The following is an 11,352-nucleotide window of genomic DNA, read 5'->3' as shown; positions in this document are numbered from 1 at the left end:
GTCAGTGGACCGTGACCTGGCCAAGCGCCGGTTTTTGCTCCTGGGCCTGATGTTGCGGTGCGTAGACCTGAGTGAAGCGTACCGGTGGCAGATTGAACTGCCCCTTTTGTGAGAAACGCACCAGATGCCGCAGGCGCAGCTCGCCGCTCAGGGCATCCACGGGAACCGCATAGGTCATCTGCCCCGGTTCGAACCGCGCCTTCTCCAGCGCCGTCGGTTCGCTACCTGCCTTGCCCAGTAACTTGATACCCCAGGTGGTTCGCTCGACATCGGCACCCGGCGGCAGCGGCACTTCGAGCATGCCGTAGCGCAGCGGTTTGGCGGCTTTGCTGGTGATGATCACTTCGTCCAGGTACAGGCTGTCGCTGGACAACGGCTGCGGGCCGACGGCTTCGAGCTTGAAGGTGAAGGCTTCGTCACCCGGCACCAGTCGCGACAGGCGGCGGGTAATGCTCACCGCCATCGGGTCAAGCGCCGGCTGTTGGGTCTGATAACTCAGCATCGCGCGCAGCGGACGTTCCTGGGTGCCGCTCAGCGACAGTACACTCGGCACGGTCGCAGGGCCCTGCCACGTCCAGAACATCTCGCCGCTGGCACCGTAGCGTTTCTTCCAGCCGTCGCCTGGCGCCAGCGCAATGGTGGGCGACGCCTGCTCGATGCTGCGTTGCAACCAGGTCAGCGCCAGTGCCCGCTCCAGGGTCGACTGCTGCGGCAACAGACGCTGCAACAACGCTTGTGCGCGGCTCTGATCGAAGGCCTGCAACGATAGGTTCAAGGCCTCGGCAAATGGCTGCGAGCTGACCGCCAGACGCTGTTGCGCCTCCGTCAGTCGGCGGTTGAATGCGTCCGGCAGATTGACTTTCGCCTGCCTGGCCAATGCGGCGGTCAATGTACGCGCTGCCGCCAGACCCAACGCCGAATCCGGGTCGCTCATGACCAGGCTGTCTTCGCCATCCTCCATCAGGCTCGCGGCATGGCCCTCGCCTGCTGCGGCGAGATCGTCCATCAGGCCGCTGAGCAAGGTGTTGACCGGTAATTGCATCTGTTTGGCAAACGACAGAATCAGCGCCCGTTGCAACAACGGCGTGTTCCTGGCCTGTTTGGAGTAGACCTCCAGTACTCTCTGCCAATGTTCCGGCGGCAGGCTCAGCTCCAACGCTTTGCTCGCATGCCAGTCGGCGTAGTAGGCATACGCAGTGAGGAAGGCATCCGGTTCGCCGTCCATGCCCCACCAGGTAAAACTCGCCGATGGCCCGGCCATTTGCACCAACCGCAGACGGCTGTTCTGCATGATCAGGCGCAAGCGATCACGAATCTGCGGGTTCGACGCCAGTGTCGGATAGGCAATGCTCAACGGCAGCAAACGGCTGGCGGTCTGCTCGACGCCGCCGTACGGGTAGCTCAGCAGATCGTCGAGCGCCGAACGGAACAGCGCTTGCGGGCTGTCGTCCAGCCGCAGGCGAATGTCCGTCGCATCGCTCGGCCCATTCAACGCAGTATCACCGCTGGTGGCGTCCAGGCTTTGGCTCTGCGTGACCTGCCAGCCGTTACCGCTCAACGCCAGGTTCACGGCCAGGGCATCCACGGTTTTGCCATCCTGGACCAGCTCGGCGCGCCACTCGCCATCGCTCAGGGCAAACGCTGGAAGCGCGACATAGTTGATGCCGTTGCTCAGAGTGACCGGCAAGCGCTGTTCGCTGCCGGCGTAATGGATCAGCAACTCGGCCTTGACCGGTTGCTCGGCCTGGCTGAACGCGAACACACCAAGATCCGGTTTGTCGCCATTACGGAACCGGGTCGGACCGCTCCACTTCAGGTACAGCGGCTTCTCCGAACGCACGAACTGCTTCTTCTGCCCAACCTGCCCGTCATCGGCAATGGCCCGGGCGGTGATGCGCCAGCGGGTCAACGAGTCTGGCATGGTGAAGGTGAAGCGGGTTTTGCCACTGGCGTCGGTGACCAGTTCCGGCTGCCACGCAGCGGTGTCGACGTCTTCGCGACGCGGGCGCTCCAGTACTTTTACACCGCGCTCGCTGCGATTGGCCTTGCCCGGCGCACCAGGGCTACCCGGCAACGCAACGTCGTAGCTGATGAACGACAGACTGGCGCTGGTACGCACGTTGTTACGCCGTGGGTGGTAGAAGAACTGGTCGATGCTGGGCGCGACTTCCGGTTGCAGCGCGTAGACCATTTCATCGACCACACTGACCGTCAGGTGCGCCGCAATCGGCTTGCCGGCGAATGCAGCGGTGAGGTCCACCGACACGGTTTCACCTGGCTGATAGGCCTCTTTGTCGGTCGCGATGGCGACGTCGATCTGCGGCGCGATCACTTTGATGCCGGCGTTCTGGAAGCTGTACTGACCACCCTTGGTGTACAGCACGGAGAAAGTCAGGTTCGGCGCGAAATTATCCTTCACGGGAATACGCGCGCGGTATTGGGTGTCGCTGAGTTTTTCCATCTTCAGCCAGTCGCCGCCCTTGGACATCAGCGCCGTGGCCTCGACCTTGTCACGCTCCAGGGAAAGCAAGGCATCACTGACCGGCTCCGGGAAAGTGATCAGCGCCAGGGCCTCGTCACCTGCGTTGTACTCGGCTTTGTCGAGGACGATTTCCACAGTCCCGGGTACCGCCTTGATGCCGTCACCGGTGACCGAATGGCCGGTAGCGCCGACCACCCGCCCATGCTCGTCTTTCAACGTCAGGTTGTAGGTGCCTGGCCGTTCGAAAGCCAGGGTAAAGCCCTGGTCGCTGGCCGTGAGTTTGCCCTCACCGGTGCTCTGGTCTTCCAGGCGCACCCAGCTGTAAGCGCTCGGCGTCAACGCCTTGCCCTGCTCGCTGCCGCCTTCATTGAGGTAGTTGAAAACCACCTTGTCACCCACCGCACTGAAGCGTTGCGGCGCGCTTAACCGGAAGGTCGCGGCACCACGATCGATGAGGATTTCCTTGGTGGTCTTGACCCGATACGCCGCGCCATCACTGGCGAACACGGTGAGCATGTAGCGGCTCGGTTTGTCGGTCGCCGGCAGGTCGAGGGTCGCAGTGCCCTTGGCGTCCGTGGTCAATTCGGCGCTGGTGAGCTCCACCGGGAATTGCCCGAGGTATTGCAGCTCGTTGTCGACCATCGACAGTTGTTGCGCACGCAGGCTCAGGCTCAACTTGGCGTTGGCCACCGGCTTGCCGTCCGGGTAGAGCAACACCAGGTTGCCCTTCACCGGCTCGCCGGTGCGGTAATCCTGTTTTGCCAGGTTCAGGGCAATTTCGAAGTGCGGCTTGATGTATTCGGCGACACGGAAGGCGCTGCTGTAGGCCTGATCCTTGTAGTTGAAACGCAGCTCATAACCACCGGCCACCGCGTTCTCCGGCAACTGGAAACGGCCCTGGGTGCCCGCCTTCGAATCCAGCTTGAGTGCCAGCGATTGCAGCGCGGTGCCCGTGGCGTCGAGCACGGTCAGGTTGACGTCGGCGGCGCCGGGCGCCACCGAGTCACGGGCGTTTTTGAACTCGCGCCCAACGATCTTCAGCGACACCCAATCCCCCGGCCGATACAGCGGTCGATCGGTAAAGGCATAGAGCTTGGTGTCGTAGATTTCGCTGTCGTAATAGAAGTTCTCGGAGACGAACACCCCGCCCTCTTCGTCCTCGCCGATCACGAACGAACGCTCGGGGCTGACGTGTTTCAAGCGCAGCAGGCCATCGGCGTCGGTCGCGCCGCTGCTCATCACGCCCAGGCCATCTGTCCACAGCACATCCACCTTGGCCACCGAACTGCCTTCGTGTTTGCGCGCCGCCCATACCAGCAGTTCATCACCGGCAATCTTGCTCACCGCCACGGTGTTGGAGACGAACACCATGGTGGTGGCGCGGTACTTGCCGATCAGCGCTTCCACCAGGTACAGGCCCGGTTTGAGGTTGCCCAACGGAATGTAGACGTTACCCGGTGCGACGCTGACGAACTCACTGGACGAGCCGGCCAGGTTGACACCGGGTGGTGGCTGGATCGGCTTGGCTTGCCACAACGGGTATCGGAACTGGCTGACCACCGGCAAGCCCGGTATCAGGGCGAATTGCGGTTGCGCGTCGTAAGGTGTCGGCGCGGCGATCGCGGCGCCCATCTTCAACTCAGGCACCTCTTCGGTGACCTGCTGACGGGATTCGTAGGAAAACGCCCGTTGCATCACCCGACGGGATTTGCGGTACCAGTTGTCCCACAGGTAAGCGAGGGTGTTGGACAGGCCCTCGCCCTTGAACTGACCGTCGCTGACCACCCGATGCAGGTTCTTCTGGCGCTTGAGGAAGTCCAGTGGCTTGTCGATGCGGTAGACACGAATATCGGCGCCGCCGTAGGGCTCCATGCGGAAACGACGATAGTCGCGACCCGGCGCTTCAAGGCGCACCATCGCCTGTTCGTCGCTGGCAAAACTGCTGTCGGCCAGCAGGAAGAAACTTTCACCGGCCACCGGCGTGTAGCCGCTCGGCTCAACGGTGTCTTCGGCGTGGGCCAACGGCACCAGCAGCGCCAACAACAAAGAAATTCGTGAGCAAATGCGCAGCATGCGGGCACCGGTCATTGGGTGAGAAAATTCAGTCGATAGACGCCGATGAAGTTGGGGTTGGCTGCATCGGGTATCCATCGGGTGTCCTTCCATGTCATGAGTTGTTGCAGGCTTGCCGAGCGCATGCCGTTGTCAGTAGGGGTGGTGGTGCCGGTGTGGTAGGCGATGTAGCGGCCCATCCAGATCATCAGGTGCTGGTCGTCACCCTGATCGAAAAACATCAGGTCGCCGGGCCGCGCTTGCGTCACGTCACGGCCCACCAGGTGGCTGTTGAACTGGATCAGTTTGATCGCATTCACATACGGCCCGACCTTGCCGCCGCCCTGTTGCCATTGCTGCGCCAAACCGCGCTGGGCCTCGCTCAATTGCATTTCCGGTGGCAGGTAGCGGTTGGACAGGCCATTGCTGCGCAGCCATTTGTCGTCGTGCACCTTCAGCGCTTCGTTGGCGGCAAAACGGACCAGGCCCGCGCAGTCCTGCTGAAACCAGCGCGGGCTGGGCCCCTGGCTCAATTGTTCCTGGGCGATGCGCACAAACCAGGCGCGGAAGACCTGGGATTGCTGCGGATCGAGTGCGGCCGCCTCATTGGCGAATGCGCGACTGCCCAGCAACAGCGCCAGCAGGCCGAGGCTGCGGATAAGCGAATTCACAGCGCCTTCCACTCCAGTGGCAGCCATTGCCAGTGACCGTCAGGCTCGCTGCCTTCTGGCAGGGTCAGCGCATATTTGCCGTAGCCGCCGAGCTTGCGCAGCTTGGGGATCAAGTAGGTTTGTGCGGCGTTGTAGAACACCGGTTCCATGTCTTGCGGCAGGCTGTCGAGGGTTTCGCGCTGCATCAGTTGCGCCATGGAATCGGGGCCGAAATAGACCGGCATCAGCAGGTCCTTGGGCACCACGTCGGCCATTGGCGGGAAGTGCTTGTCGAGGGTGTCGAGCGCCTTGCCCACCAGCTTGTCGTCGAGGGAAAACAACAGGGTCGAGCCATGGCGCGCCAGGCTGACTTTCATGAACGCCTTGCCCGTGATCGCGTCGGGGTTCTCGGCGTCTTTGGCCTTGTACGGGCCAAAATTGGAGCTGACCTGACGCACCCACTGATGGCTGGCGCCTTCCTGCTTCTCGGCTATCGGGAATACTTTATCTTCGACGTTGCCCTCATAGGCGCCGACCATCGAGCCGAACAGCGTGCCCAACTCGCCGTCGAGACTGGCGTTGTCTTTGTCGTTGAGGCTGGCCACCAGCAGCGGCGTGTACAACCGCGAATCGGCGTACCAGCAGAGCCCGGCGGCGCCCGCCAGCTGTTCGGTCAGCGCCTGGGCGACCTTTTCCTCGGCACCCAACTTCACCAGCAGGGGCCTCTGCTGCTCGGCGGCCAGTGGCAGCGCCACGCAGGCGCTGGCGCCCATCGGCATGGCTTGCCAGATCGGCTTGAAGTCGAAGTCCGGCTGGTTCTCCAGCTCGTCCATGGCCAGGTAGCTGTGCCAGCCCTTGTCGTCCATGTCAAAACGCAATCCGGCGAAGTTGGGGATGAAGCGTTGATACCCCATGGCCAGGACGCTGGCATTGACGGCCAGGCGTTGCTTCACTTCGGGTGCACGAGGGGCGAGGCCAAAGGCTTCAGGGAACAGTTTGTCACCGCTGAGCAAGGCGCCAATGGCTTGCGTCGAGACGTTGCCCGGCTCCTGCTGCTCGCCGGATTGCGCGTCATAGAGTTTCGTCGGGTTGGACAGCACCACCAGTTTGTCGCCATGGGAAGCGAACAACAGCGCCTTGCTGGCGCTATAAGTCAGTTGATAAAGCGCCACATCGTCGGCCCCGACTTTCACGTCGCCGACCTTGCTCAACTGCGTATCGTCCAGCGCCACTTTCGCCAGTGGTTCCAGCACCTTGGCCAGGCCACCGCGATCCATCACCAGCAAGAAGTCCTTCAGGCGGCCATCCGCCCCGCGCCACAGTGCCACGTCTGCCGGTTGGTCGAAGAGTTGTTCGATCAGGCTGTCCTGCAACTTCAGCTCATGCTCATAGATGATCCGCCGCAGACTGCCGATCAGACCGAGGCGATCGGCATGGGTTTGGTAATAGAAGACGAAATCTTCCGTCAGGGTTTCCTTCAGGAAGGGCACCGCCAGCAAGTCCTTGGGCAACTGGCTCAAGGAATGGGTTTCGAGCAAGCCGTCCGGGCGGCTCATGCCCAGTTTGTCACTGGCCAGTTGTGCGGCTGGCAACTTGGGTTTGTGCAGGAACCAACCCAGCCCGCCCGCCACGCCGGCCACCAGGCACAAGCCAATCAGCAACGCCGGCCAGCGGCGGGGAATCTTGCCGGCAGGTGCTTCGGCGGCCGGGGTAACAGTGTTATCGCTCATGTTCACAAAGCCCAATTCATCCGTGGAGCGGGATGCTTAATAGTTGAATGTCTTGACCAGCAGCAGGTCACCGATGGCGCGCAGGGGGACGACGAAGGTCTCGCGTTTTTCGTCGACGGTGTTCTCGTTGAGCACCAGATTGATCTGCGAGGTGATCACCTCGTTCTGGTTGCTGGTCTCATCGAAGTTATAGCCGCCGCTGCCGAAGTTGCCCCAATAGTTCACGTAAACCAGATAGGTGCCGCGCATGGGTGCGGTCATGGTGAACATCTCGGGGCCCGGGCCGTCGACGCCGTCCGGGTCCAGGCCGCCACCATTGGTCAATGCCGTGTGGGCAAAAAACGCATGCTGGCCGTCCGGGGTAATGATATGCAGGTCGAGTTCGGCTTTGGGGTCGTCCCAACCCAGCACCACGCGAATTCGGGCCGGGGTGCGCAGGTTATTGGCTTCATAGAACTGAACACGCCTGAGCGACTGGCCCTCGGCGCTGCGCACTTCGACGCTGTTGGAGCCCGCGCCAAAGGCGTACGGCCGGGCGAAACGGTCCGCGTCGTCGGTGTAAAGGTTCAAAGGGTTGCCATTGACCGCCAGCGTATGCGGCCCGCGCTGGCTGCCGATGGCCTTGAGCTGACCTTCGATCATCGTGCGATTGCGCTGCACGCCCCGGTCAATGGGTGGCGTGGGGTAGGCCACTCGAGGGTTATCACTGCGATCGAGCAAGCCGTTGTAACGCCAGCCGCCCACCGGCTCGGACAACTCGGCCGTCGGCCCGGCCCAGGCTGCCGATGCAGCTACCAAGCCCAGGCCCATCAGCACCAGAATGAATGAACGCATGTGACGCCTCCTGCCATGCACAACGAAACCTTGCACCCGATCCTCGGCGCGTTACAGAGGCAAAACCTGCGTTTCGTCAGAAAGCCCCATGACCGTTGGGTCAGGGAAGGCGCGAAGGTTAGCCATTTGGTGGCTTTTTAACAATTGGTGGCCTTCTTAAATGCGGCCCCGTTCACGTCTGTTGCTGGACGGTGAGCCGAATAAAGCGATTATTGGGCTCATCTCAACCCGGAGCGAAGCGCCATGGCACCGCAATGGATCTGGCAGCAACCGGATTGGCCCAATACCCTGTTGTTGGGCCATCCTTCTCGCGATGTCGGTGTGTCAGTCAACATTGAGCTGCAAGACACTCCGCTATCGCGAGCAAGCTCGCTCCTACAGGGGAAGGGTCGCGATTCACACCCGTCAATTTGCCCATAACCCCCCTATCTGCTAGTGTCCCGCCGGTTTAACGTCAACCGGAATTAGCCGCCATGGCCCGCAAAAAAGCTGCACTGGATTTCGAACAATCCCTCGCCGACCTGCAAACGCTGGTGGAGCGACTGGAGAACGGCGAATTGTCGCTGGAAGACTCGCTGACGGCTTTCGAGCAAGGCATCGGTCTGACCCGTGATTGCCAGGCGGCGCTGGCCCAGGCCGAGCAGAAAGTGCAAGTGCTGCTCGAGCGAGACGGCGAGCTGGCCGAAGAACCTTTCGACGCGGACCAGCCAGAATGATTGCTGCGTACTCCGCGACCAGCCAGGCCCGCGTCGACGCGGCACTGGAAAGACTGTTCACCGCGCCGAGCCCTGAGCTGGCACGGCTTTACGAAGCCATGCGCTACAGCGTGATGAACGGCGGCAAGCGCGTTCGTCCATTGCTGGCCTATGCCGCTTGCGAAGCGCTGGGTGGCGAGGCCGAGCAAGCCAACGGCGCCGCTTGCGCAGTTGAACTGATCCACGCCTATTCCCTGGTGCACGACGACCTGCCGGCTATGGACGACGACGATCTGCGTCGCGGCCAGCCGACCACCCACAAGAAATTCGACGAAGCCTGCGCGATTCTCGCCGGCGACGGCTTGCAGAGCCTGGCCTTCAGCGCTTTGTTGGATCCGGACCTTAGCTCGGTCAATGCCCAAATCCGCCTGCAAATGGTCAGCGCGCTGGCATTGGCCGCAGGTCCCGCGGGCATGGTTGGCGGTCAAGCCATCGACCTCGGTTCGGTGGGTTTGAAACTTGACCAGAAAGCCCTCGAATACATGCACCGGCACAAGACCGGCGCGCTGATCGAGGTCAGCGTCAAACTCGGTGCCCTGGCCAGCGGCCGTGCCGAAAAAGACGAACTGAAGTCGCTGAAGACTTATGCACAGGCCATCGGCCTGGCGTTCCAGGTGCAGGACGACATTCTCGACGTCGAAAGCGATACCGAGACCCTGGGCAAACGCCAGGGTGCCGACATCGCCCGCGACAAGCCGACCTACCCGGCCTTGCTGGGGCTCGACGCGGCCAAGGCCTACGCCTTGGAACTGCGCGATCAGGCGCTGCACGCGCTGCGACCGTTTGACGCGGACGCAGAACCATTGCGCGACTTGGCCCGGTATATCGTCGGCCGCCGCAGCTGACGGCGTATCGGCCAAAAAAGACCAACGCGTGGGCAGGGGGCGATGCATCAGGTAAACTGCCGCATCTTTTATACCTATAACGATTCGCCTGATGCCCACGACGTTTCATGAGATTCCCCGCAAGCGCCCGACCACGCCCCTGCTCGACCGCGCCAACACGCCGGACGGCCTGCGCCGGCTAGGTGAAGCCGAGCTGGAAACCCTGGCCGATGAGTTGCGCCTGGAATTGCTCTACACGGTCGGCCAGACCGGTGGGCATTTCGGTGCCGGCCTGGGCGTCATCGAGCTGACCATCGCGCTGCATTACGTCTTCGACACCCCGGACGACCGGCTGGTGTGGGACGTCGGTCATCAGGCCTATCCGCACAAGATCCTCACTGGCCGTCGCGAGCGCATGGGCACGCTTCGCCAGAAGGACGGCGTAGCCGCCTTTCCGCGCCGCTCCGAGAGCGAGTACGACACCTTTGGCGTCGGTCACTCCAGCACCTCGATCAGCGCCGCGCTGGGCATGGCCATTGCCGCTCGCCTGCAAAACAGCGAGCGCAAGGCGATTGCGGTGATCGGCGACGGCGCGTTGACCGCCGGCATGGCCTTCGAGGCGCTGAACCACGCGCCGGAAGTGGACGCCAACATGCTGGTGATCCTCAACGACAACGACATGTCGATTTCGCGCAATGTCGGTGGCCTCTCGAACTACCTGGCGAAAATCCTTTCCAGCCGCACCTACGCCAGCATGCGCGAGGGCAGCAAAAAGGTCCTGTCGCGCCTGCCGGGCGCCTGGGAAATCGCCCGCCGCACCGAAGAATACGCCAAGGGCATGCTGGTCCCCGGCACCCTGTTCGAAGAGTTGGGCTGGAACTACATCGGTCCTATCGACGGCCACGACCTGCCGACGCTGATCGCCACCCTGCGCAACATGCGTGACCTCAAGGGCCCGCAGTTCCTGCACGTGGTCACCAAGAAAGGCAAAGGCTTCGCCCCGGCGGAAGTCGACCCGATCGGTTACCACGCGATCACCAAGCTTGAGCCGGTCGATGCCCCGGCCACCGCGCCGAAAAAGGCCGGCGGGCCAAAGTATTCCGGTGTGTTCGGCGAATGGCTGTGCGACATGGCCGCCGCCGACCCTCGCCTGGTGGGCATTACCCCGGCGATGAAGGAAGGCTCCGACCTGGTGGCGTTCAGCGAACGTTTCCCGCTGCGTTATTTCGATGTGGCGATTGCCGAGCAACACGCCGTGACCCTCGCCGCCGGCATGGCTTGCGAAGGCGCCAAACCGGTGGTGGCGATTTACTCGACGTTCCTGCAACGCGGTTACGACCAGTTGGTGCATGACGTCGCGGTGCAAAACCTCGATGTGCTGTTTGCCATTGACCGCGCCGGCCTGGTAGGCGAAGACGGCCCGACCCACGCAGGCAGTTTTGACCTGTCGTTCCTGCGCTGCATTCCCGGCATGCTGGTGATGACCCCAAGCGACGAAAACGAACTGCGCAAGATGTTGACGACCGGCCATCTGTACAACGGCCCGGCGGCGGTGCGCTATCCGCGCGGCACCGGTCCGAACGCAACCATCGAGAAAGACCTGCAACCGATCGAGATCGGCAAGGGGGTGGTTCGTCGCCGCGGTCAAAAAGTCGCGCTGCTGGTGTTCGGCGTACAACTGGCCGAAGCCCTGAAAGTCGCCGAGACGCTGGACGCGACCGTGGTCGACATGCGTTTCGTCAAACCGCTGGATGAAGCCCTCGTGCGCGAAATCGCCGGCAACCACGATCTGCTGGTGACCATCGAGGAAAACGCGATCATGGGTGGCGCCGGTGGCGCGGTCAGCGAATTCCTCGCCCAGGAAAACATCCTCAAGTCGATCCTGCACCTGGGCCTGCCGGACACGTATGTCGAGCACGCCAAACCGGCGCAGATGCTGGCTGAGTGCGGCCTGGACGAAGCGGGGATCGAGGCGTCGGTGCGCAAGCGCCTCGCATTGTTGAACACTTAAATTTCACACCCAAT

The 11,352-nt window shown here is 62.4% G+C and carries 7 protein-coding genes; 3 read left to right on the top strand and 4 right to left on the bottom strand.

Annotated elements, in window-relative coordinates; all coding sequences use genetic code 11:
• Window position 1 precedes the first annotated feature (1 nt).
• The 4 genes from AB4O36_RS29325 to AB4O36_RS29310 are packed head-to-tail and all read right to left on the bottom strand — an operon-like array spanning window position 2 to window position 7,748.
• The gene (locus tag AB4O36_RS29325; RefSeq protein ID WP_460140842.1) at window positions 2–4,570 is read right to left on the bottom strand and encodes an alpha-2-macroglobulin family protein; all 4,569 of its coding nucleotides are present in this window, start codon (window positions 4,568–4,570) and stop codon (window positions 2–4) included.
• Window positions 4,567–5,232, bottom strand: a complete 666-nt coding sequence (locus AB4O36_RS29320; protein ID WP_460120505.1) for a DUF1175 domain-containing protein — start codon at window positions 5,230–5,232, stop codon at window positions 4,567–4,569. The genes AB4O36_RS29325 and AB4O36_RS29320 overlap by 4 nt, the downstream gene beginning before the upstream one ends.
• Window positions 5,202–6,914, bottom strand: a complete 1,713-nt coding sequence (locus AB4O36_RS29315) for a DUF2138 domain-containing protein (RefSeq protein WP_460120503.1) — start codon at window positions 6,912–6,914, stop codon at window positions 5,202–5,204. The genes AB4O36_RS29320 and AB4O36_RS29315 overlap by 31 nt, the downstream gene beginning before the upstream one ends.
• Window positions 6,915–6,950: 36 nt before the next feature.
• Window positions 6,951–7,748, bottom strand: coding sequence for a YfaP family protein (locus tag AB4O36_RS29310; protein WP_460120501.1), 798 nt, complete (start codon window positions 7,746–7,748; stop codon window positions 6,951–6,953).
• A 473-nt stretch (window positions 7,749–8,221) separates the two neighbouring features.
• Between AB4O36_RS29310 and AB4O36_RS29305 the strand changes: the two genes are divergently transcribed.
• The 3 genes from AB4O36_RS29305 (at window position 8,222) to dxs (ending at window position 11,338) form a co-directional block, all read left to right on the top strand.
• Window positions 8,222–8,464 carry an exodeoxyribonuclease VII small subunit gene (locus AB4O36_RS29305; RefSeq protein WP_007894317.1) on the top strand — a complete coding sequence of 81 codons (243 nt, stop codon included), beginning with the start codon at window positions 8,222–8,224 and terminating at the stop codon, window positions 8,462–8,464.
• Window positions 8,461–9,348, top strand: coding sequence for a (2E,6E)-farnesyl diphosphate synthase (ispA, locus tag AB4O36_RS29300; RefSeq protein WP_460120499.1), 888 nt, complete (start codon window positions 8,461–8,463; stop codon window positions 9,346–9,348). Before AB4O36_RS29305 ends, ispA begins: the two co-directional genes overlap by 4 nt.
• A 91-nt stretch (window positions 9,349–9,439) precedes the next feature.
• Window positions 9,440–11,338, top strand: a complete 1,899-nt coding sequence (gene dxs, locus AB4O36_RS29295) for a 1-deoxy-D-xylulose-5-phosphate synthase (RefSeq protein ID WP_460120497.1) — start codon at window positions 9,440–9,442, stop codon at window positions 11,336–11,338.
• Window positions 11,339–11,352: the final 14 nt, after the last annotated feature.

This window comes from Pseudomonas sp. S2_E01 (assembly GCF_054668365.1).
The sequence above is the reverse complement of the archived record's forward strand: the minus strand, read 5'-3'. Positions and strand labels throughout refer to the sequence as shown.

What these genes read in the sequence shown, in the direction of transcription:
- AB4O36_RS29325 (WP_460140842.1), bottom strand. Translation starts at nt 4,570, where the DNA reads ATGACCGGTGCCCGCATGCTGCGCATTTGCTCACGAATTTCTTTGTTG.
- AB4O36_RS29320 (WP_460120505.1), bottom strand. Translation starts at nt 5,232, where the DNA reads ATGGCTGCCACTGGAGTGGAAGGCGCTGTGAATTCGCTTATCCGCAGC.
- AB4O36_RS29315 (WP_460120503.1), bottom strand. Translation starts at nt 6,914, where the DNA reads ATGAGCGATAACACTGTTACCCCGGCCGCCGAAGCACCTGCCGGCAAG.
- AB4O36_RS29310 (WP_460120501.1), bottom strand. Translation starts at nt 7,748, where the DNA reads ATGCGTTCATTCATTCTGGTGCTGATGGGCCTGGGCTTGGTAGCTGCA.
- AB4O36_RS29305 (WP_007894317.1), top strand. Translation starts at nt 8,222, where the DNA reads ATGGCCCGCAAAAAAGCTGCACTGGATTTCGAACAATCCCTCGCCGAC.
- ispA (WP_460120499.1), top strand. Translation starts at nt 8,461, where the DNA reads ATGATTGCTGCGTACTCCGCGACCAGCCAGGCCCGCGTCGACGCGGCA.
- dxs (WP_460120497.1), top strand. Translation starts at nt 9,440, where the DNA reads ATGCCCACGACGTTTCATGAGATTCCCCGCAAGCGCCCGACCACGCCC.